The following is a 20,103-nucleotide window of genomic DNA, read 5'->3' as shown; positions in this document are numbered from 1 at the left end:
CGTCAAATTCGGTGCTCAGTTGTCCAAGCTCTGACGTGCCGTTTTGCGATTGTCTCGAAATTGCGGCATGATGGGCCTCATGAACAGGATTGATCGTCTCAGGGCCCTCACTCCCTACGAAGCGGACTACGTCCAGTGGTGCGCCGAACAAGGCGCGTTGTTGCGCGAAGGTCGTTTCTCCGACCTCGATCGTGAGAATCTTGCCGAGGAGATCGAGAGCTTGGGGAGACGTGACAAACGAGAGATTCGCAGTCGGATGGAGGTGCTGCTTGCACATCTCCTGAAATGGGAATTCCAACCCGGCCATCGAAGTCATAGTTGGCAGTCGTCAATTTCCGAACAGCGCATCTGGATCGGAAACATCATCAAGGACAGCCCGAGTCTTCGCCGATATCCCGCTCAGATTTTCGACGATGCATATAAAGACGCTTTGCTTGTCGCGGTCAGGGAGACGGGTCTCAGGAAATCTCACTTTCCAGGCGAACCTCCATTCACATGCAAGCAGGCGCTCGATGAACGAATTTGGCCAGGCAACCCACTATCGATGGGCGATTTCCTGCGGGATTAGCTGGCTTCTTCTTTACTGCGTTCCTTGCCAAAGGGGGTAGCTAATGAACCAGCAACTCCCTTACGCCCACGACATCTTCCCGCACATCCGCATCGTTCTGGGCATGGTGATCGGGCTTGGCGTCACCCGGCTGCTGTCGGGGCTGGCCCGCATCGTCCAGCATCCCGGCCAGTACCGGCTCTATTCGGTGCATCTGGCCTGGGTTGTGTCAGTGCTCCTGATGCTGGTGCATTTCTGGTGGTGGGAGTTCGGCCTGTTCCAGATCGAGACCTGGACCTTCGGAAAATACCTGTTCATCATCTTCTACGCCGTCACGCTGTTCCTGCTCTGCGCGCTGCTGTTTCCGGGCCAGATGCTGGACTACACCAGCTACGAGGATTTTTTCTATTCGCGCCGCGCCTGGTTCTTCGGCCTGCTGGCGGCGACCTATCTGCTCGACGTGATCGATACGCTGCTCAAGGGGCCGGAGCATTTCGCCCGCTTCGGCGTCGAATATTTGTTCCGCACGCCGGTGTTCGTCACGCTTTGCGTCATCGCGATACTGGCCAGCGACCGTCGCTTTCACATCGCTTTTGTCGCCGCCGCGCTCGTCTACCAGATATCGTTCATCCTGCGGCTCTTCGACACGATCGTTTGAGCAGCATTGGGGCGGCGGACGCGATAGGCTACGCTTGTTGGGAGAGGCAGTTTTTAGATGAAGCTCGACATCCGCACCGATTTCACCAAATTCCCGCGTGCCGTCGCGGTCCTCAGCGCCACCGAGGCGGGAGCGGTCACGCCATATGACAGCGCAGTGCTGGCCCATGACGAGCGGCATCTGCGCCGCCGCGCCATAGAAACGGCCCGTAGCGATAGAGTGCTGGTCGACCTGCCCGAACCGGTGGCCTTGAACGATGGCGACCGCCTGGTGCTGGAGGATGGCCGTCATATCGAGATCGTCGCGGCCGAGGAACCGCTCTACGATATCCGTGCCAGCGGCCCTGTCCATCTGGCCGAGCTTGCCTGGCATATCGGCAACCGCCACCTTGCAGCCGCCATCGAAGCGGAACGCATCCTCATCCTGCGCGACCATGTCATCAAGGCGATGCTGGAAGGCCTGGGCGCGACGGTGAGCGACGTTTCCGAGCCGTTCAAGCCGCTGCGCGGCGCCTATTCCGGGCACAGTCACGGTCATGCCCATGCCGAGGCGCATGCGCACAGCGGTGCGCATTCCCATACCCATGGCGAATCGCATACCCACAGCCATTCGCACGACCATGACTGACCAGCCTTCCAACGTCGCTTTGTTGCGGCTGATGGCGTGGCTGTCGCCTGCCTTCCCGGTCGGCGGTTTTTCCTACAGCCATGGTCTCGAACAAGCCGTGCATGCCGGCCTGGTCGCCGACAGCAAAGACCTCGCCGCATGGCTGGAGACGCTGGTCGAGATGGGCTCGGGCTGGAACGATGCCGTGCTGTTTGCCGAAAGCTGGCGGCGCGCCCGCCAAGCCGGCGATCTCGCCGAAATCGCAGCCCTCGCGGAGGCCTTGGCCGGCTCGCGCGAGCGCCACAGCGAGACCATGCTGCAGGGCGCCGCCTTCCTGAAGGCGGCATCGGCCTGGCCGTGTCAGGTACTCGACCGTCTGCCGGCCGAGTGCGCCTATTGCGTCGCCGTCGGTGCAACTGCCGGTGGCAACGCCATTGCCCTGCACGATGCACTGTCGGCCTTCCTGCACAGCTTCTTTTCCAACCTCGTCCAGGCCGCGATCCGGCTCGGCGTCGTCGGCCAGACCGGCGCCACGGCGCTGCTCGCCGGCTTCGAGCCGCTGGCCTTGGAAACTGCCGCTCGCGCCGCCGGCTCGACGCTGAATGATCTCGGCGGCTGCGCGTTTGTCTCGGATGTCATGGCGATGAAGCACGAAACGCAATATTCGCGGCTGTTCCGCTCATGATCGTCCTCGCCTTCGCGCTCTCCTTCGTCCTGCTGCTGATCACCACGCTGCATGTCTATTGGGGCATTGGCGGCATCTGGCCGGGCAGGGACGCTGCCTCCTGCGCCCGCGCGGTGGTCGGCTTTCGCGGCGTCGACGAAATGCCGGCGCCCTTCGCCAGCTTCGCCGTCGCCGCCTGCCTCGGCCTGGCGACACTGTGGCCGCTGACGCTCGAAGGCGTGTTTGCCACGCCCTTTCCCAAGGCCGGGCTTGCCGCGACAGCGCTGTTCATCGCGCTGGTCTTCCTGGGGCGCGGCATTGCCGGCTTCACGCCGTGGTGGCGCCGGCTGGCGCCCGAACAGCCTTTCGCGCGGCTCGATGTCAGCTATTATTCGCCGCTCTGCCTGGTTGTAGGGCTCGGCTTTGCAGTGCTAGCCATTACGGAGTTCCCTGGATGACACAAGCCAATGGTCCTCTTCGCGTCGGCATCGGCGGCCCTGTCGGCTCCGGCAAGACGACGCTCACCGAAAAGCTCTGCAAGGCGCTGCGCGACGAGTTTTCGATCGCCGTCGTCACCAACGACATCTACACCAAGGAAGACGCCATGATGCTGGCCCGGCTTCAGGCGCTGCCCGAGGATCGCATCATCGGCGTCGAGACCGGCGGCTGCCCGCACACCGCCATCCGCGAGGATGCCTCGATCAATCTGCAGGCGATCGCCGAGATGACCAGGAAATTCCCGGATCTCGACATCGTCTTCATCGAATCGGGCGGCGACAACCTTGCCGCTACTTTCTCCCCGGACCTCGCCGATCTGACGCTCTATGTCATCTCGGTCTGCCAGGGCGAAGAAATCCCGCGCAAGGGTGGGCCGGCGATCACCCGGTCCGATTTCCTGGTCATCAACAAGAGCGATCTCGCCCCCTATGTGAATGTCAATCTCGACGTCATGGAGCGCGACGCCGCCCGCATGCGCGGCAAGCGGCCGTTCGGATTTACCGATCTGTCGCGCGGCAAGGGCCTGCAGCAGGTGATCGATTTTATCGTCGAGAATGGCGGGCTGCGCATCGACGCCGCCAGAAGCACGGCGGCGTAAGGCACGGCGCTCGCCTGCACCAAACGAAACCGGTTGCGCGCATCTGCGGCGCGCGGCATCCTTGCTTCTTTCACGGAGGTTTTCGATGAGCATCGCCCGCCTGCAGAAGGAAATGCTGACCAACCTGCCGTTCTACGAGGAGCGCGTCGATCTGGCTTGCGCCTTCCGCTGGACGGCGCGGCTCAACATGCATGAAGCGGTGGCCAATCATTTCTCGCTGGCCGTCAACGATGACGGCTCGCAATTCCTGATGAATCCCAACCAGGTGCATTTCTCACGCATCAAGGCGAGCGACCTGCTGCTGATCGACGCCAACGATCCCGATACGCTCTCCGGCCCGAATGCGCCCGACCCGACGGCGTGGGGGCTGCATGGCGCCATCCATCGCAATGTGCGTCATGCGCGCTGCGTCATGCATGTGCACTCGACCCACGCCACGGTGCTCGCTTCGCTCGCCGACTCGACGCTGCCGCCGATCGACCAGAACTCGGCGATCTTCTTCAACCGCCACGTCGTCGACGGCCATTATGGTGGGCTCGCCTTCGAGGAAGAGGGCGAACGCTGCTCGCAACTGCTCACCGATCCGAAGGTCAAGGTGATGGTCATGGGCAACCATGGTGTGCTGGTCATCGGCGATACCGTCGCCGACAGCTTCAACCGCATGTTCTATTTCGAACGCGCCGCCGAGACCTACATCAAGGCGCTGTGGACCGGCCGTCCGCTACGGGTCCTGTCGGACGAAATCGCCGAGAAGGCAGCAGCGGAGCAGGAAGATTATCCCGGCCAGGCCGAGCGGCACCTTTCCGAATTGAAGGCGATCCTCGACGAGCAGGAGCCGGTCTACCGGAACTGATGCCTCCTTCTCCCCGTCACTATACGGGGAGAAGGACCCTCTTAAAGCCCGAGTTCAGCCCGCAATTCGTCGGCGCTGTTGATGACGATCGCGCCGGGCGGCCCTGCCATGGGCGCTTCCGGCCAGAAGATCGTCCTCATCCCCGCCGCCAGCCCTGCCGTGGCGCCGGTCACGCTGTCCTCGACGGCCATGGCATCGGCTGGACCGACACCGGCCAGCCATGCGGCGCGCAGAAACGGTTCGGCGTGCGGCTTGCCTTCGCGCACGTCGTTGCGGCTGATCGTCTTCATGCCGGGATAGAAAAGACCGACCATGCGCAGATTGGCGTCGACGACCAGCCGGTCGGAATTGGACACCACCGCTTGCGCCACGCCAAGCGCGCGCAGCTCGTTGTAAATCTCGATGGCGCCGGGGCGCGGCTTCAGCGTCTCGGCCATCGGCAGATAGTGGTCGTATTTGCGCACGATCCAGTCGTCGAAGGCCAGGCCGAGGCCGAACTCGTCGCGCAGCATCTCGTAGACCGGCCATGCGGCGATGCCGAGCACGCGCTCATGCAGGTTGGCCGGCGCCGCGATGCCGACGCTGTGCAGCGCCGCTATCAGCGCCGCCTCGTGCAACGGCTCGCTGTCGACCAGCGTGCCGTCCATGTCCCAGAAAACCGCTTTCGGCGTCATGCAAGGCTCCTTTGCCCGAATCCCTTAAAGGGTTTGCCTCGGGAGATAAACCGCCGCGCCGGCTGCACCAACATTGTGGGATCTGGTTGGATATTACCACCCACTCGAAACACCGCAGGCACATCGGGAGCTTTACCTAGGCAATTGCTCTGGCAACAGGCAATTGCTTACAATCGCATTCCCCGGTAGAACTAAATGCGCTCCCGCTCGGTGCTCGGGGGCAGGGAGGCAGCAAGTTGAATTCCCGGCAGGACAGCGGCAGCAACAGGCTGGACGACGCGGCGCGCGCCGGCTGGCTCTATTATGTCGCCGGCAACACGCAGGACCAGATCGCCTCGACGCTCGGCATCTCACGGCAGACGGCGCAGCGGCTGGTGTCGCTGGCGGTGTCGGAAGGGCTGATCAAGGTCCGTGTCGACCACCCGATCGCCAATTGCCTCGACCTCGCGGCCCGGCTGAAATCGCGCTTCGCGCTCGATCTGGTCGAGGTGGTTCCAAGCGATCCCGCTTCCTCCTCGACTATTGGCGTCGCCGTGGCGGCGGCCGCCGAGATCGAGAGACGGCTGCGCTCGCCGACGCCGATCGTCATGGCGATCGGCACCGGCCGCACGCTGAAGGCGGCAATCGAGCAACTGCCGCCGATGGAATGCCCGCAGCACAAGGTGGTGTCGCTGACCGGCAACATCTCGCCCGACGGTTCGGCCGCCTTCTACAACGTCATCTTCACCATGGCCGACAGGGTCAAGGCACGCTCCTTCCCGATGCCGCTGCCGGTCATCGCCTCCTCGCCGCAGGAGCGCGAGATGCTGCTCAGCCAGCCGATGATTCAACCGACGCTGGCGCTTGCCGCGGAAGCCGACGTCACCTTCGTCGGCATCGGCGATCTCGGCCCCAAGGCGCCGCTTTACGAGGACGGCTTCATTTCGGAGAGTGAATTGAAAGCGCTGCAAAAGGCCGGCGGCGTCGCCGAGATAGTCGGCTGGGTGTTCGATCGCGAAGGCCGGATGATCGAGGGCATCACCAATGACAGGGTGTCGTCGGCCTCGTTGCCGTCGCGTGAAAAATCGCTGGTGATCGCGCTCGCCATGGGCGAGCGGAAGCTGCCGGGCATACTTGCGGCTGTCAATCGGCGGCTGGTCAACGGTCTCATCACCGACGAGCGGACCGCCGCCGCCTTGCTGGCCGCCAGCTGATTTGCGATAAATCAAGCAGGGCTATTTGCGACGGCCGTAAGGATCGTTGCCGTCGAGAAAACCCATGTCGCGCTGCAGATGCGGCGGCAATTCCCTGATGTCGAGATAGGCCCGTTTCCTGGCTCCGTGCCGCGCCAATCCCCGCGCCAGCCGCAAAAACCAGCCTTGGCCTGGCGTCAGAAATAGCTTTTCCTGTACAATGGTCATGATCGTCAGCCTTCGTTATCTCTAGACGAGAGTGATCGTCGACCTCAAATATCGGCCGGCTCGGCCCTTGCTGCCAATCAAACGTCGATCACGGCCCATAAGGAGGGCTTATGCCTGAACTCAAGTCACGGCAGGTCTCACAACTCCCTCCGCTTCAGGCGATCCGGGTGTTCGAGGCGGTGGCGCGTCTTCTTTCCTTTACCAAGGCCGCCGGCGAGCTCGGCATGACGCAGGCGGCGGCGAGCTATCAGATCAAGCTTCTGGAAGAGCGCGTCGGGGCACCGTTGTTCCTGCGCCGGCCAAGGCAGATCGTGCTGACCGAGGCGGGGCAACGCCTGGCGCCTGCGGTCAGCGAGGCGTTCGCCTTGTTGGGTGGAGCCTATGCCGCGGCGCGTAGCGGCGCCGACGGCGTACTTTGTGTCTCGACGCTGCTGACCTTTGCCTCGAACTGGCTGGCGCAGCATCTCGGTTCGTTCCAGGTCGCGCATCCGGCGCTGGCGGTGCGCCTCGATACATCGAACCGCCTCGTCGATTTCGCCCGCGAGGACATCGACATCGCCATCCGTTCGGGCGGCGGAAACTGGCCGGGCGTGGAGGTGCACAAGCTTTTCAATGCGGACTTCACGCCGATGCTGAGCCCGAAACTCGCGGCAAGCATCGGCGGGGTGAAGGAGCCGGCCGATCTGTTGCGCCTGCCGATCCTCGACCCCGGCGATATCTGGTGGCGGGACTGGTTTATCGCCGCCGGCCTGCCGGTCGAGGAACTGGCCAAGCGCCCCGGCTCCAGCATGGGGGCGCAGGCCTATGAGGCCAACGCCGCGATCGCCGGGCAGGGCGTGGCGATCGTAACGGCCGCTCTTTTCAAGGCCGAGCGTGCCGATGGCCGCCTGATCCAGCCTTTCGATCTGGTCGGCGACGACGGCCACGCCTATTGGCTGGTCTATCCCCAGGCGCGGCGCAACGTGCCGAAGATCCGCGCTTTTCGCGAATGGATCCTGGCTGAGATTGCCGGCCAATAGTCGATAATCCACCCGGTCAAGCCGGCACCGACATCCGGCCTGTTCGCGCGCAAGAATCCTCCGGAGCAAGATCCGCACGAGGCTGCGTGCTGCGCTGCAGCAACGAATCCGGCTTGACATAAATCGCGCGAGGTGAGTAATTGCTCACAGCCAAAGCAAATGCTCAGCTTGGTCCATGGGAGGAATTTTGATGAAACTTCGCACGCTCACCCTGGGTCTGTTGTCGGCCAGCACCCTCGCGTTCGCCGCGCATGCCGAATCCATCACCATCGCCACCGTCAACAATGGCGATATGGTCCGCATGCAGACGCTGACCGACGATTTCACCGCCAAGAACCCCGATATCCAGCTCCAGTGGGTCACGCTCGAGGAGAACGTGCTGCGCGAGCGCGTCACCACTGACATCGCCACCAAGGGCGGCCAGTACGACGTGATGACCATCGGCACTTACGAAGTTCCGATCTGGGCCAAGCAGAGCTGGCTGCTGCCGCTCGACAAGCTCGGCGACGACTATGACGTCAAGGACATCATCCCGGCCATTGCCGGTGGCCTGTCGGTCGATGGCACGCTTTATGCAGCACCGTTCTATGGCGAAAGCTCGTTCGTCATGTACCGCAAGGACCTGATGGAGAAGGCCGGGCTGACCATGCCCGACGCGCCGACCTGGGACTTCGTCAAGCAGGCCGCCGAGAAGATGACCGATCGCGCCAATGGCGTGAACGGCATCTGCCTGCGCGGCAAGGCCGGCTGGGGCGAGAACATGGCCTTCCTGACCGCCATGTCGAACTCCTTCGGCGCACGCTGGTTCGATGAGAACTGGAAGCCGCAGTTCGACCAGCCCGAATGGAAGAACACGCTGCAGTTCTATGTCGACCTGATGAAGGCCAATGGCCCGGAGGGCGCATCTTCGAACGGCTTCAACGAAAACCTGGCGCTGTTCCAGCAGGGCAAGTGCGGCATGTGGATCGACGCCACCGTCGCTGCCTCCTTCGTCTCCGACCCGAAGAACTCAACGGTCGCCGACAAGGTCGGTTATGCGCTGGCGCCCGACAATGGCCTGGGCAAGCGCGGCAACTGGCTGTGGGCGTGGTCGCTGGCCATTCCCGCCGGCACGCAAAAGGCTGACGCCGCCCAAAAATTCGTATCCTGGGCAACCAGCAAGGCCTATCTCGAGCTCGTCGCATCGAAGGAAGGCTGGGCCAATGTTCCGCCGGGAACGCGCACCTCGCTCTACGCCAACCCCGAGTACCAGAAGGCGGCGCCGTTCGCCAAGATGACGCTGGACTCGATCAACGCCGCCGATCCGACGCATCCGACCGTCAAGCCGGTGCCCTATGTCGGTGTCCAGTTCGTTGCCATCCCCGAGTTCCAGGGCCTTGGCACCACCGTCGGCCAGCTGTTCTCGGCGGCACTCGCCGGCCAGACCAGCGTCGACGACGCCTTGAAGCAGGCCCAGGACGCTGCCACCGCAACGATGACCGAGGGCGGTTATATCCAGTAGGCTCCTCCCGGTGCCGAACGCCGGTTGCCCATCTTAACCGGCAGGGGCCGCCCGAATCCCAGTTCGGGCGGCCACCTTCACAACACTGAAAAATTTGGCTGACCTTTGAAGGGTGACCGTCATGGCTACTCAGCAGACCCGTTCGCTTGCCCGCTTCATGATGGCGCCATCCGTGGTGCTGCTGTTCGTCTGGATGATCGTGCCGCTGGCATTCACCCTGTGGTTCTCCTTCCAGCAGTACAATCCGCTCAACCCGATCCGCGACGGCTTCGTCGGCTTCTCGAATTACGCGCTTTTCTATTCCAATCCGGCATTCCTGCAGTCGATCCTCAACACGCTAATTCTCGTGGCCAGCGTGCTTTTGATCACGGTGATCGGCGGCATCCTGCTGGCGCTGCTGATCGATCAGCCGATGTGGGGACAGGGCATCGTCCGCATCCTCGTCATCTCGCCGTTCTTCGTCATGCCGCCGGTCGCCGCGCTGGTCTGGAAGAACATGATCATGCATCCGCAATACGGCGTCTTTGCCGACATTGCGCGCTTCTTCGGCGGGCAGCCGATCGACTGGTTTGGCCAATACCCGATGCTGGCGATCATCATCATCGTCGCCTGGCAATGGCTGCCGTTTGCGACGCTGATCCTGTTGACCTCCCTGCAGTCGCTCGACGGCGAGCAGAAGGAAGCCGCCGAGATGGACGGCGCCGGTTTTGTCAGCCGCTTCATCTATCTGACGCTGCCGCATATGTCGCGCGCCATCACCGTCGTCATCCTGATCCAGACGATCTTCCTTCTGTCGGTCTATGCCGAGATCCTCGTCACCACCAATGGCGGCCCGGGTTACGCCTCCACCAACCTGCCCTTCCTCGTCTACCAGAAGGCGTTGCTGGAGTTCAAAATCGGCCAGGCATCCGCCGGCGGTATCATTGCGGTCATTTTAGCCAACATCGTCGCCTTCTTCGCCATGCGCGCGGTCGGCAAGAACCTGGACAAATAAGGGAGGAAACGATGGCACGTGCAGTCAGCACCCAGCACAAGACGATCGCGACCGCGGCCGCCTGGATCGTCGCCCTGCTGATCTTCTTCCCGATCCTTTATACGATCATCACCTCGTTCAAGTCGGAGCAGGAGGCCATCCAGGGCTTCAACCTGTTTCCGTCGGGAACCACGGAAAGCTACACCGCGGTCGAGGCGCAGAGCGGCTACTTCAAGTTCTTCCTCAACTCGGTGTTCCTGTCGGTCGGCTCGACCATCCTGGCCTTGCTCGTCGCCATACCGGCGGCCTGGTCGATGGCGTTCTCGCCGGGCAAGTGGACCAAGGACATCCTGATGTGGATGCTTTCCACCAAGATGATGCCGGCGGTCGCCGTGCTGTTCCCGATCTACCTGATCTTCCGCGATACCGGACTGCTCGACAGCCGCATCGGCCTGATGATCATGCTGATGCTGATCAACCTGCCGATCGTGGTGTGGATGCTCTACACCTATTTTCGCGAGATCCCCGGCGAGATCCTGGAAGCGGCGCGCATGGACGGCGCATCGCTCTGGAACGAGATCGTCTATGTGCTGACGCCGATGGCGGTGCCGGGCATCGCCTCGACGATGCTGCTCAACATCATCCTGGCGTGGAACGAGGCGTTCTGGACGATCCGGCTGACCACCACCGAGGCCGCGCCGCTTACTGCCTTCATCAGTTCCTTCTCAAGCCCGCAAGGGCTGTTCTGGGCCAAGCTTTCGGCGGCCTCGACGCTGGCGATCGCGCCGATCCTGATCATGGGCTGGTTCAGCCAGAAGCAGCTGGTGCGCGGCCTGACGTTTGGCGCCGTGAAGTAACACCGCCGCAAGCGATGAACGACGGACAATAACCCCTCGGGGAGGAAACCATGGGAAACATCACGCTCAAGCACGTCTCCAAGTCGTTCGGGTCGACGATCATTATTCCGGGCATCGACCTGGTCATCGAAAACGGCGAGTTCGTCGTCTTCGTCGGCCCGTCGGGCTGCGGCAAGTCCACGCTGCTGCGACTGATCGCCGGGCTGGAGGACACCACCGCCGGCACCATCAACATCGACGGCCGCGACGTCACCGGCGAGGCGCCGGCCAAGCGCAAGCTGGCCATGGTGTTCCAGTCCTATGCGCTCTACCCGCACATGACCGTGGCCAAGAATATCGCCTTCCCGCTGAAGATGGCGGGCGAGGACCAGGCGACCATCGATCGGAAGGTCAAGGACGCGGCACGCATCCTGAACCTCACCAACTATCTCGATCGCCGCCCCGGCCAGCTCTCCGGCGGTCAGCGCCAGCGCGTCGCCATCGGCCGCGCCATCGTGCGCCAGCCATCAGCTTTCCTCTTCGACGAACCTCTGTCCAATCTCGACGCAGCACTGCGCGGCACCATGCGGCTGGAGATCAGCGAACTGCATCATCAGCTCAAGACGACGATGATCTACGTCACCCACGACCAGGTCGAGGCGATGACCATGGCCGACAAGATCGTCGTGCTCAACGCCGGCAACATCGAACAGGTCGGCTCGCCGATGGAGCTCTACAAGACGCCGAAGAACCTGTTCGTCGCCGGCTTCATCGGTTCGCCCAGGATGAACCTGATCGAAGGCGCGCCGGCGGCCAAACATGGCGCCAAGACCGTCGGCATCCGTCCCGAGCATATGAACATCTCGACGACTTCAGGCGAATGGAAAGCCACGGTCGGTGTTGCCGAGCATCTCGGCTCCGACACGTTTCTGCACGTTCAGGCCGACGGTGTCGGGCCGCTGACGGTGCGCGCCGACGGCGAACTGGCGGCCCATCACGGCGACACGATCTATCTGACGCCGGACCAGACCAAGCTGCACCGCTTCGGCGCCGACGGAAAGGCGATGATGCAATGAGGCTCGAGGGAAAATCGGCGCTGATCACCGGATCGGCGCGCGGCATCGGCAGGTCGTTCGCCGAAGCCTATGTTCGCGAGGGCGCCACCGTCGCCATCGGCGACATCAACCTCGAAGCCGCGGAAAAGGCCGCTTCGGAGATCGGTGGCAAGGCTTACGCCGTGAAACTGGACGTCACCGATCTCGCTTCGATCGAGGCGGCGGTGAAAGCAGTCGAGACAGGGGCCGGCGGACTGGACATCCTGGTCAATAACGCCGCTTTGTTCGACCTGGCGCCGATCGTCGAGATCAGCAAGGCGAGCTATGACAGGCTGTTTTCCGTCAATGTCGCCGGCACGCTGTTCATGCTGCAGGCAGCCGCCCGCTCGATGATCGCGGCAGGCCGGGGTGGCAAGATCATCAACATGGCGAGCCAGGCCGGCCGCCGCGGCGAGGCGCTGGTTGCCGTCTATTGCGCCACCAAGGCAGCCGTCATCTCGCTCACCCAGTCGGCCGGCCTCGACCTGATCAAGCACCGCATCAACGTCAACGCCATCGCGCCCGGCGTCGTCGACGGCGAGCACTGGGACCATGTCGATGCCCTGTTCGCCAAATACGAAAACCGACCGAAGGGCGAAAAGAAGCGGCTGGTCGGCGAGGCCGTGCCCTATGGCCGCATGGGCACGGCGCAAGACCTCACCGGCATGGCGGTGTTCCTGGCCAGCGACGACGCCGAATACATCGTCGCCCAGACCTACAATGTCGATGGCGGCCAGTGGATGAGTTGAACTTTCCTTCTCCCCTTGGGGGAGAAGGTGCCGAGTGAAACGAGGTGGGCGGGGGGTTCTGATGCAGCACTTCGTCCAGCACCCCTCAACCGTCTCGGCGCCGCGCGCCGATCCACCTTCTCCCATAAGGGGAGAAGGTCAGGCAGGCGCAGGCGCCGCAATGAGAAGGCGTTTGTTAAAATGACCGTAAAACTCTCATCGGCGGCACTGTCCCGCCTGCCGGAAAAAGTCGTCGGCCCGAAATACGATCGCGCCGCGCTCAGGGCCGGCATCGTGCATTTCGGCGTCGGCAATTTCCATCGCTCGCACCAGGCCATCTATCTCGACGACCTGTTCAATGCGGGCGTCGGCCACGACTGGGCACTGGTCGGCGCCGGCGTCTTCGACGGTGAAAAAGTTGGCCGCGGCAAGTTGCAGGAACAGGACTGGCTGACCACCGTGGTCGAGCAGGATTCTGGCCACATGAGCGCCCGCGTCACCGGCGCCATGATCGACTTCCTGATGCCGGGCGATGCAGCCGCGATCTTAGAACGGCTTGCCGACCCGGCGATAAGGATCGTTTCGCTGACCATCACCGAGGGCGGCTACTTCATCGATCCGGCATCGGGCGTGTTCAATCCGACCCATCCCGATATCGTCGCCGACGCGCAGCCGGGAGCAATGCCGAAGACTGTCTTCGGCATCATTCTTGCCGGGCTGTTGCGCCGCCGCGACGACGGCATAGTACCGTTCACGATCATGTCCTGCGACAACATCCCCCACAACGGCCATGTCACCGCCGACGGCGTCATCGGGCTCGCGCGACTGATCGACGAGAAACTGGCGACCTGGGTGAGCGAGAACGTCGCCTTTCCCAACGGCATGGTCGACCGCATCACGCCGGCCACCACCGACCGCGAGCGCGGCATTCTGTCGAGCGAGTTCGGGCTCGACGACAATTGGCCGGTATTTTGCGAGCCGTTCAGGCAATGGGTGCTGGAGGACCATTTCACCGACGGCCGCCCGGCGCTGGAAAAGGTCGGCGTGCAGTTCGTCAGCGATGTCGCGCCCTATGAGCTGATGAAGATCCGCATCCTCAATGGCGGCCATGCGACCATCGCCTATCCGGCCGGGCTGATGGACATCCATTTCGTCCACGAGGCGATGCAGGAGCCACTGGTGCGCGGCTTTCTCGACAGGCTTGAGCACGACGAGATCATCCCGACCGTGCCGCCGGTGCCGGACACCGTGCTGGAGGATTATTATCAGCTCATCGAGCACCGCTTCTCCAATCCGAAGATCGGCGACACCATCCGCAGGCTTTGCCTCGACGGCTCCAACCGGCAGCCGAAATTCATCATCCCGACCATCGCCGACCGGCTGAAGGCCGGCAAGGGCGTGGCCGGCCTGGCGCTGGAATCGGCGCTCTGGTGCCGCTACTGCTTCGGCACGACCGATAGCGGCGCCGTCATCGAGCCCAATGATCCAAGCTGGGACCGGCTGCAGACGACCGCCAGGGCGGCAAAGGCTGCGCCTGCCGCCTGGCTGGCCATGGAGGACATCTATGGCGAGGTCGGCCGCTCGACGCCGTTCGTTGAAGCCTTTGCCAAGGCGCTCGAGGCGCTCTGGGCCGAGGGCGCACGTTCGACGCTGACGCGCTACCTCGCCGGCAACCTCTAAGATCGGCTCAATGCATGTCCCCGCCGATGAGGGCCCTGCAATGACGCCTGACCTGGTCATTTTCGATTGCGACGGCGTGCTGGTCGACAGCGAGGGGCTGTCCGTTTCGGCGCTGCTTAGCATGATCACGCTTGCCGGCGGCAGTGTCAGCGAGGATGCCGCCTATGAGCATTTCCTCGGCAAGAGCATGAAAAGCGTTCGCGAAATCCTCGGTCGCGACTTCGGACTTGATATCACCGACCTGCTTCTGAGCGAGATGCGCGTCGGGCTGATGCGCAAATTTCGCGACGAGCTGAAGCCGATCCCCGGCATCGGCCGGGTTCTTCCGAAGCTTACCGTGCCATGCTGTGTTGCTTCCTCCGGCACGCTGGATCGCATCCGCTATGCGCTCGACGTCACCGGGCTGCTCGGGCTGCTCGAGCCGCATCTGTTCAGCGCCGCCATGGTGGCGCGGGGCAAGCCGGCGCCGGACCTTTTTCTCCACGCCGCCGCCAAAATGGGAGCGATCCCGCAAAATTGCGTCGTCGTCGAGGACAGCCCCGTCGGCGTCGCGGCGGCACGGGCGGCGGGAATGCGCGTCCTCGCCTTCACCGGCGGCTCGCATGCCGGCAACCCGGCACTGAAAGCGCGGCTTGCGTCGAGTGAACCGGACTTTATATTCGCTGACATGCTGCAACTGCCCGATCTGATTGCAGGCCTGGGAGCGAGAGTAAGAACATCTTGACGAACAGTTTCGTTTGCGCGGTCGATGTCGGCACCGGGAGCGCCCGTGCGGGCATTCTCGACACCGGAGGCACCTTGCTCGGCCGCGCCGAGCATCCGATCGTCATGAACCGGCCGAAGGCCGATCACGCCGAGCACGATTCGCAGGATATCTGGTCGGCGGTCTGCATTGCGGTGCGCGCGGCCAATGAAAAAGCCGGCGTGGCAGCGCAGGACATCGTCGGCATCTCCTTCGACGCCACCTGCTCGCTGGTGGTGCGGGGCAAGGATGGTGGCCAACTCAGCGTCTCGGTATCAGGCGAAAGGCGCTGGGACACCATCGTCTGGCTCGATCACCGCGCCATTGCCGAGGCCGATGAATGCACCGAAAGCGGCCACGCCGTGCTCGACTATATCGGCGGCGTCATGTCGCCGGAAATGGAGACGCCGAAGCTGATGTGGCTGAAGCGCAACCTGCCCGCAACATGGAACGAAGCCGGCTATCTATTCGACCTCGCCGACTTTCTCAGTTGGAAGGCAACCGGTTCGCTTGCCCGCTCGCAATGCACGCTGACCGCCAAATGGACCTATCTGGCGCATGAAGAGACCGGCTGGCGGCGCGACTTCTTCAAAGCCGTCGGGCTCGGCGATCTTTTCGAGCATGGCAATCTGCCTGACAAGGCCAGCCCGGTGGGCGCCGATATCGGAGGGCTGAGCGCGCAAGCCGCAGCCGAGCTTGGCCTGACCGAACAATGCCGGGTCGGCGCCGGCGTCATCGACGCCTATGCCGGCGCGCTCGGTGTGCTCGGCGGCTTCGCCGGCGACGAAACCAACATCGGCCGGCATCTGGCGCTGATCGCCGGCACTTCGAGCTGCGTCATGGCGATGTCGCCCGACCCGCAGCCCTTTGCCGGGGTCTGGGGCCCGTATTATGGCGCGGCGCTTCCCCGGCTTTGGCTGTCGGAAGGCGGCCAGTCGGCCACCGGCGCGCTGCTCGATCACATCATCCGCTGGCACGGCGCAGGCGGCGAGCCGGACGCCGCCATGCACGCCAGGATTGCCCGGCGCGTTGTCGAGTTGCGCGCCATAGAGGGCGAAAATCTGGCCGGAAGGCTGCATGTGCTGCCGGATTTCCATGGCAACCGCTCGCCGCTCGCCGACCCGCATGCCGTCGGCGTCATCAGCGGCCTGACGCTGGATTCCTCCTTCGACAGCCTGTGCAAGCTGTATTGGCGCACCGCCGTCAGCATTGCGCTGGGCGTGCGGCATGTGCTGGAAGCGCTGAACGAGAACGGCTATCTGATCGACACGCTGCATGTCACCGGCGGTCACACCAAAAACCCGCTGTTGATGGAGCTTTATGCCGACGCCACCGGCTGCACGGTGGTCGAGCCGCTGGCCGATGAGGCGGTGCTGCTCGGTACCGGCATGATCGCCGCCACTGCCGCCGGGCTTTTTCCCGATTTGAACGCCGCCTGCGTCGCCATGCAGCAAGGCGGCAAGACGCGAGAACCCAACTCGGCGGCCGCCGGCCGGTTCGACCGCGACTACCGGGTGTTTTTGGAGATGCACCGGCAGCGGCAGGCGCTGGATGCGATCAGGTAGTCTCGAATGGCCTGCAATGCGTCTGCTATCTCTGATTCCATCGCCGGATAATTGGCTCGCCAAGGTCGTGCTCATAACCGAGCACGCTTGTGCTGGCGGTATCCAGCACGAACAAGGTGCCATCTTGCGGCGGCAGCCCGAGCCAGCGCGCCGTCAGCACCCGCAGGAAATGCGAGCTTGAGAACACCAGGACATTGCCGTTGACGTCGCGCAATTCATTGACGATCCGATCCGCCCTCGCGCCGACATCCTCTGCCGCCTCGCCGTCAGGGCAGCCATCGCGAAACAGACGCCAGCCGGGGCGTTCGATGAGGATCTGCTTCGTGGTCAGTCCCTCGTAGGCGCCGTAATCCCATTCCGCCAGATCGGCCTTCTTCACGCCGGCCGAACCGAAGCCGGCCAATGTACAAGTCTTGAAGGCGCGCTGAGACGGGCTCGACCAGACAGCCTGGAACGAAAGCCCCTGCAACCGCTCGGCGACCCGCCCGGCGGCCGCCTCGCCGGCTGGCGTCAACGGTATGTCGGTCAGGCCGGTGTGCTTTCCCGACGCGCTCCATTCCGTCTCGCCATGCCGAACCAGATGGATTTCGGGAAACGCGCTCATCCGCATGCCCTTTCGAGACACTGGGTATACAGCCTGCCCGGCTAGAAACCGCCTGAAGAGCAGACCTCATCGACTTCTACACTTCTACAGTCGCTGCTTCCGACGGTATTGCAAGCGGCGCGACCGGATCTCACGAGGGTCGGCGACGATCATCGCAACTTTTCGAAATGCGCCGGCGGAGGCGGATGATCCAGAGATATCCAGAGAAGAGACAGAGGGATCTGCTACCGGGTCGTGCGATCATTGCTTGGAGTAGCGCTGCTGATCTCCAGAACGAGCTTTCTGCGAATGGCGACCCAATAGTCGGCGGGTGAAGCGGGAGCGATGACGAATGATCCTGCCCCGCCGATGACATTCTCCCTGAAGTAGCCGGGAAGGTCGGTGGTGATGCCAGGCTCGGTTCGCTCCACTGCGATTGCGTTGATGATGTAACCCTTGGCAACCGCTCGCCGGCGGCTTTCCGTCACCGGCAACCCGTCATTGTTGGTTCCATTCGAGGAGACATCGATAATGTTCTTTCTTGCAGTTCCCGGAAACCCGTCGAGCAATTGGCCGCTTACGTCGATCGCGAAGGAAAGAGACGTTCTTCCGCGAGAGCTGCGCCCTTGACCCGTGTCGCCCGCCCTGTCGATGGTTGAGGCCGCAGCTGCAGCTTGCCCACTGTCGCATATTGTCGTCCACGGCAGCACCGTCTGGAGGCGTCCAACGCTCGACCATTGGATGTAAGTGATGGCAATACATCCGACCAGGCCGCCGGCGATGGCGTACGCCACCTCTTTCGAACGGAGTGCGTCGACATGCCCCTGTCGCTGCAGGGTCGCATGTTCGATGTTTATTGAGGCGGACTTGTCGACCGCAAAGACGATCGCCGCATCGACATCGTTTGCCCAGGCCTTCGCGCCAGGGAAGGGTACAATGGCGGCAAGCAAGCAAACGCCGGAAACGAGGCTGCGGAGGCTCCGCAGCGTTGCATGAGACATAGGGCGTTTCCTCGTTCCCCGCTTAAGGCGCGTCGCGTTTGAACCGATTCATGCGACGCGCTTGAAGTCTTTGTTTTTGTGCATGCTGTTGTTCCAAAACCGCCGCACACCTTTGGGTCAAGCCCAGGGGCACGCTTTTGGGCGATATGCACTAGCCGCGAAATTCTAGATGAACCCGACATTCTCGCTTCTCCAGGCAAGCACCGTCATCGTCCATTTGAATGACAGGGCACAGCGCCGTACGCCTTGCTGGCTCAACGCTTCCCTTGAGCCAGCCCCCTTGCCATAGCTGCCCATTTCGTCGACAAGCCGTGCGGATAATGCGGAATCCGGGCCGATCACGGCCATTTTCCGCGCTGAGACGCGGCTTCCGGCCCTTTTTGCCGACGCGCCGCAATCGGATAGGCGAAATAATGTCTGCGATCGAAGCCGGCGCGCGCGCGCCGGAAAATCTTTGGCGTCGGGAAATCAAGGCGACGCTGGCGCTCGCCTGGCCGATGGTGCTCACCAATCTCGGCCAGACCGCGATGACCGCCACCGATGTCATGATGATGGGGCGGCTGGGTCCGGACACGCTGGCCAGCGGCGCGCTCGGCGCCAACCTCTATTTCATGCCGCTGATCTTCGGGCTCGGCCTGATGTTGGCGACCTCGCCGATGATCGCAACGGAACTCGGCCGCCGTCGCCACTCGGTGCGCGATCTGCGCCGCACCGTGCGGCAGGGCCTGTGGCTGGCAATCCTCATCTCAATCCCGATCTGGATATTTCTCTGGTACGGCGAGGCCGTGTTGCTGGCCATGGGCCAGGAACCGGCGCTGGCGTATCAGGCCGGCATCTACCTGCGCTCGCTCGAATGGGCGGTGCTGCCGTTCTATGGCTATATCGTCCTGCGCTCGTTCATCTCGGCGCTGGAGCGGCCGGGTTGGGCGCTGGTCATCGTCTTCGGTGCCGTCGCCTGCAATGTGTTCTTCAACTGGGTGTTCATGTTCGGCAATCTCGGCGCTCCTTCGATGGGCATTGCCGGCTCCGGCCTCGCCACCACGCTGTCCAGCATGCTGATGTTCGCCGGCATGGCGGCGGTGGTGACGCTTGAGCCGAAGTTTCGCCGCTACCAACTGTTCGGGCGGTTTTGGCGGGCCGACTGGCCGCGCTTCAAGGGCCTGCTCCGGCTCGGCCTGCCGATCGCCGGCCTGCTTGCCTTCGAGGTGACGATCTTCAACGCGGCGGCCCTCCTCATGGGGCTGATAGACGCCGCCTCGCTCGCGGCGCATGCCATCGCCATCCAGATCGCTTCGATCAGCTTCATGGTGCCGCTTGGCCTCAACCAGGCGGCGACGGTGCGCGTCGGGCTCGCCCATGGCGCCGGCAATCCGGAAGGTGTTTCCCGCGCCGGCTGGACCGCTTTTGTCATGGGCGTCTCGTTCATGGCGCTGATGGGTCTGGTGATGATCCTGTGGCCGCAATTGCTGATCAGCGCCTTCATCGATCTCGCCGACCCGGCCAATGCCACTGTGATCGGGCTTGCCGTGTCGTTCCTGGCCTTTGCCGCGCTGTTCCAGATTTTCGATGGCGCCCAGGCCGTGGCCGCCGGCATGCTGCGCGGCCTGCACGACACCCAGGTGCCGATGATCTATGCCGCGATCGGCTATTGGGGCATCGGCCTGCCGCTCGGCGTGCTGCTTGCCTTCCATTCCGGGCTCGACGGCGTCGGCATCTGGATCGGCCTGTCGTTGGGGCTGGCGGTGGTGGCGGCGCTGCTCCTGGCGCGCTGGCTGGGGGGGGGGGGGGGGGCGCCCCCCCCCGGGGGGGGGGGGTGGGGGGAGGGGCGTAGTGACCCAACACGGCGGGGGGTGGGGACGGGATGGTATTTTTGTGTTTTTTTT

At 63.3% G+C, this 20,103-nt stretch carries 23 protein-coding genes; 18 read left to right on the top strand and 5 right to left on the bottom strand.

Annotation, left to right across the window (positions count from 1 at the left end; genetic code table 11):
• Window positions 1–79: 79 nt before the first annotated feature.
• From AC0L3D_RS31070 to AC0L3D_RS31040, 7 genes are all read left to right on the top strand, one after another.
• Window positions 80–568: a DUF29 domain-containing protein gene (locus tag AC0L3D_RS31070; protein ID WP_473646896.1), complete on the top strand. Its 489-nt coding sequence runs from the start codon at window positions 80–82 to the stop codon at window positions 566–568.
• 43 nt (window positions 569–611) lie between these two features.
• On the top strand, window positions 612–1,205 hold the full coding sequence (locus AC0L3D_RS31065; protein WP_473646894.1) for a hypothetical protein: 594 nt from the start codon (window positions 612–614) through the stop codon (window positions 1,203–1,205).
• Window positions 1,206–1,262: 57 nt separating this feature from the next.
• The gene (gene ureE / locus AC0L3D_RS31060; RefSeq protein ID WP_473646893.1) at window positions 1,263–1,832 is read left to right on the top strand and encodes an urease accessory protein UreE; all 570 of its coding nucleotides are present in this window, start codon (window positions 1,263–1,265) and stop codon (window positions 1,830–1,832) included.
• Window positions 1,825–2,496 (top strand): urease accessory protein UreF, encoded by a 672-nt coding sequence (locus AC0L3D_RS31055; protein ID WP_091596275.1) that lies wholly within the window; start codon window positions 1,825–1,827, stop codon window positions 2,494–2,496. The genes ureE and AC0L3D_RS31055 overlap by 8 nt, the downstream gene beginning before the upstream one ends.
• Complete coding sequence (locus tag AC0L3D_RS31050) at window positions 2,493–2,933, top strand: DUF3995 domain-containing protein (RefSeq protein WP_473646891.1); 441 nt, start codon at window positions 2,493–2,495, stop codon at window positions 2,931–2,933. The genes AC0L3D_RS31055 and AC0L3D_RS31050 overlap by 4 nt, the downstream gene beginning before the upstream one ends.
• A complete protein-coding gene (gene ureG / locus AC0L3D_RS31045; protein ID WP_128170112.1) occupies window positions 2,930–3,571 on the top strand; it encodes an urease accessory protein UreG in 642 nt (213 codons plus the stop codon). The genes AC0L3D_RS31050 and ureG overlap by 4 nt, the downstream gene beginning before the upstream one ends.
• A gap of 85 nt (window positions 3,572–3,656) precedes the next feature.
• Window positions 3,657–4,424: a class II aldolase and adducin N-terminal domain-containing protein gene (locus tag AC0L3D_RS31040; protein ID WP_473646890.1), complete on the top strand. Its 768-nt coding sequence runs from the start codon at window positions 3,657–3,659 to the stop codon at window positions 4,422–4,424.
• A gap of 41 nt (window positions 4,425–4,465) precedes the next feature.
• Here AC0L3D_RS31040 and AC0L3D_RS31035 read toward each other — a convergent pair whose 3' ends face one another.
• A complete protein-coding gene (locus AC0L3D_RS31035; protein ID WP_128174674.1) occupies window positions 4,466–5,098 on the bottom strand; it encodes an HAD family hydrolase in 633 nt (210 codons plus the stop codon).
• A gap of 236 nt (window positions 5,099–5,334) precedes the next feature.
• Between AC0L3D_RS31035 and AC0L3D_RS31030 the strand changes: the two genes are divergently transcribed.
• Window positions 5,335–6,291, top strand: coding sequence for a sugar-binding transcriptional regulator (locus AC0L3D_RS31030; RefSeq protein ID WP_287059388.1), 957 nt, complete (start codon window positions 5,335–5,337; stop codon window positions 6,289–6,291).
• A gap of 21 nt (window positions 6,292–6,312) precedes the next feature.
• Here the strand turns inward: AC0L3D_RS31030 and AC0L3D_RS31025 are convergent, their stop codons facing one another.
• Window positions 6,313–6,498 (bottom strand): hypothetical protein, encoded by a 186-nt coding sequence (locus AC0L3D_RS31025; protein ID WP_027152175.1) that lies wholly within the window; start codon window positions 6,496–6,498, stop codon window positions 6,313–6,315.
• Between the two features lie 110 nt (window positions 6,499–6,608).
• Between AC0L3D_RS31025 and AC0L3D_RS31020 the strand changes: the two genes are divergently transcribed.
• The 9 genes from AC0L3D_RS31020 to AC0L3D_RS30980 all read left to right on the top strand — a co-directional run bounded on the left by AC0L3D_RS31020 (window position 6,609) and on the right by AC0L3D_RS30980 (window position 16,636).
• Complete coding sequence (locus AC0L3D_RS31020; RefSeq protein ID WP_473646889.1) at window positions 6,609–7,517, top strand: LysR substrate-binding domain-containing protein; 909 nt, start codon at window positions 6,609–6,611, stop codon at window positions 7,515–7,517.
• A gap of 190 nt (window positions 7,518–7,707) precedes the next feature.
• Entirely contained in the window at window positions 7,708–9,018 is a 1,311-nt protein-coding gene (locus AC0L3D_RS31015) for an ABC transporter substrate-binding protein (RefSeq protein ID WP_473646887.1), read from the top strand.
• 121 nt (window positions 9,019–9,139) lie between these two features.
• The gene (locus AC0L3D_RS31010; protein ID WP_091596287.1) at window positions 9,140–10,012 is read left to right on the top strand and encodes a carbohydrate ABC transporter permease; all 873 of its coding nucleotides are present in this window, start codon (window positions 9,140–9,142) and stop codon (window positions 10,010–10,012) included.
• 11 nt (window positions 10,013–10,023) lie between these two features.
• Window positions 10,024–10,848 carry a carbohydrate ABC transporter permease gene (locus AC0L3D_RS31005; protein ID WP_023801521.1) on the top strand — a complete coding sequence of 275 codons (825 nt, stop codon included), beginning with the start codon at window positions 10,024–10,026 and terminating at the stop codon, window positions 10,846–10,848.
• 50 nt (window positions 10,849–10,898) lie between these two features.
• Window positions 10,899–11,903: an ABC transporter ATP-binding protein gene (locus AC0L3D_RS31000; protein ID WP_287059396.1), complete on the top strand. Its 1,005-nt coding sequence runs from the start codon at window positions 10,899–10,901 to the stop codon at window positions 11,901–11,903.
• Window positions 11,900–12,670, top strand: a complete 771-nt coding sequence (locus tag AC0L3D_RS30995) for an L-iditol 2-dehydrogenase (RefSeq protein WP_473646886.1) — start codon at window positions 11,900–11,902, stop codon at window positions 12,668–12,670. The genes AC0L3D_RS31000 and AC0L3D_RS30995 overlap by 4 nt, the downstream gene beginning before the upstream one ends.
• Before the next feature lie 180 nt (window positions 12,671–12,850).
• Entirely contained in the window at window positions 12,851–14,329 is a 1,479-nt protein-coding gene (locus tag AC0L3D_RS30990; RefSeq protein ID WP_473626796.1) for a mannitol dehydrogenase family protein, read from the top strand.
• Between the two features lie 40 nt (window positions 14,330–14,369).
• On the top strand, window positions 14,370–15,053 hold the full coding sequence (locus AC0L3D_RS30985) for an HAD-IA family hydrolase (protein ID WP_473646884.1): 684 nt from the start codon (window positions 14,370–14,372) through the stop codon (window positions 15,051–15,053).
• Complete coding sequence (locus AC0L3D_RS30980) at window positions 15,050–16,636, top strand: FGGY-family carbohydrate kinase (protein WP_473626799.1); 1,587 nt, start codon at window positions 15,050–15,052, stop codon at window positions 16,634–16,636. Before AC0L3D_RS30985 ends, AC0L3D_RS30980 begins: the two co-directional genes overlap by 4 nt.
• A 25-nt stretch (window positions 16,637–16,661) precedes the next feature.
• Here the strand turns inward: AC0L3D_RS30980 and AC0L3D_RS30975 are convergent, their stop codons facing one another.
• From AC0L3D_RS30975 to AC0L3D_RS30965, 3 genes are all read right to left on the bottom strand, one after another.
• Window positions 16,662–17,240: a histidine phosphatase family protein gene (locus AC0L3D_RS30975; protein WP_473626801.1), complete on the bottom strand. Its 579-nt coding sequence runs from the start codon at window positions 17,238–17,240 to the stop codon at window positions 16,662–16,664.
• 224 nt (window positions 17,241–17,464) lie between these two features.
• A complete protein-coding gene (locus tag AC0L3D_RS30970) occupies window positions 17,465–18,220 on the bottom strand; it encodes a DUF1194 domain-containing protein (RefSeq protein ID WP_473626803.1) in 756 nt (251 codons plus the stop codon).
• A 165-nt stretch (window positions 18,221–18,385) separates the two neighbouring features.
• Window positions 18,386–18,568, bottom strand: a complete 183-nt coding sequence (locus tag AC0L3D_RS30965; protein ID WP_473626805.1) for a hypothetical protein — start codon at window positions 18,566–18,568, stop codon at window positions 18,386–18,388.
• A gap of 65 nt (window positions 18,569–18,633) precedes the next feature.
• Here AC0L3D_RS30965 and AC0L3D_RS30960 point away from each other — a divergent pair.
• The coding region (locus AC0L3D_RS30960; protein ID WP_473646883.1) for an MATE family efflux transporter at window positions 18,634–20,103 on the top strand (1,470 nt) is incomplete at its 3' end.

It is taken from the genome of Mesorhizobium sp. WSM4837 (assembly GCF_055811435.1).
The sequence above is the reverse complement of the archived record's forward strand: the minus strand, read 5'-3'. Positions and strand labels throughout refer to the sequence as shown.

Coding starts and splice junctions, on each gene's coding strand:
- AC0L3D_RS31000 (WP_287059396.1), top strand. CDS start 10,899: ATGGGAAACATCACGCTCAAGCACGTCTCCAAGTCGTTCGGGTCGACG.
- AC0L3D_RS30970 (WP_473626803.1), bottom strand. CDS start 18,220: ATGTCTCATGCAACGCTGCGGAGCCTCCGCAGCCTCGTTTCCGGCGTT.
- AC0L3D_RS31015 (WP_473646887.1), top strand. CDS start 7,708: ATGAAACTTCGCACGCTCACCCTGGGTCTGTTGTCGGCCAGCACCCTC.
- ureG (WP_128170112.1), top strand. CDS start 2,930: ATGACACAAGCCAATGGTCCTCTTCGCGTCGGCATCGGCGGCCCTGTC.
- AC0L3D_RS30995 (WP_473646886.1), top strand. CDS start 11,900: ATGAGGCTCGAGGGAAAATCGGCGCTGATCACCGGATCGGCGCGCGGC.
- AC0L3D_RS30975 (WP_473626801.1), bottom strand. CDS start 17,240: ATGAGCGCGTTTCCCGAAATCCATCTGGTTCGGCATGGCGAGACGGAA.
- AC0L3D_RS31020 (WP_473646889.1), top strand. CDS start 6,609: ATGCCTGAACTCAAGTCACGGCAGGTCTCACAACTCCCTCCGCTTCAG.
- AC0L3D_RS31035 (WP_128174674.1), bottom strand. CDS start 5,098: ATGACGCCGAAAGCGGTTTTCTGGGACATGGACGGCACGCTGGTCGAC.
- AC0L3D_RS31065 (WP_473646894.1), top strand. CDS start 612: ATGAACCAGCAACTCCCTTACGCCCACGACATCTTCCCGCACATCCGC.
- AC0L3D_RS30990 (WP_473626796.1), top strand. CDS start 12,851: ATGACCGTAAAACTCTCATCGGCGGCACTGTCCCGCCTGCCGGAAAAA.
- AC0L3D_RS31025 (WP_027152175.1), bottom strand. CDS start 6,498: ATGACCATTGTACAGGAAAAGCTATTTCTGACGCCAGGCCAAGGCTGG.
- AC0L3D_RS31005 (WP_023801521.1), top strand. CDS start 10,024: ATGGCACGTGCAGTCAGCACCCAGCACAAGACGATCGCGACCGCGGCC.
- AC0L3D_RS30985 (WP_473646884.1), top strand. CDS start 14,370: ATGACGCCTGACCTGGTCATTTTCGATTGCGACGGCGTGCTGGTCGAC.
- AC0L3D_RS30965 (WP_473626805.1), bottom strand. CDS start 18,568: ATGGCCGTGATCGGCCCGGATTCCGCATTATCCGCACGGCTTGTCGAC.
- AC0L3D_RS31010 (WP_091596287.1), top strand. CDS start 9,140: ATGGCTACTCAGCAGACCCGTTCGCTTGCCCGCTTCATGATGGCGCCA.
- AC0L3D_RS31070 (WP_473646896.1), top strand. CDS start 80: ATGAACAGGATTGATCGTCTCAGGGCCCTCACTCCCTACGAAGCGGAC.
- AC0L3D_RS31055 (WP_091596275.1), top strand. CDS start 1,825: ATGACTGACCAGCCTTCCAACGTCGCTTTGTTGCGGCTGATGGCGTGG.
- AC0L3D_RS31040 (WP_473646890.1), top strand. CDS start 3,657: ATGAGCATCGCCCGCCTGCAGAAGGAAATGCTGACCAACCTGCCGTTC.
- AC0L3D_RS31050 (WP_473646891.1), top strand. CDS start 2,493: ATGATCGTCCTCGCCTTCGCGCTCTCCTTCGTCCTGCTGCTGATCACC.
- ureE (WP_473646893.1), top strand. CDS start 1,263: ATGAAGCTCGACATCCGCACCGATTTCACCAAATTCCCGCGTGCCGTC.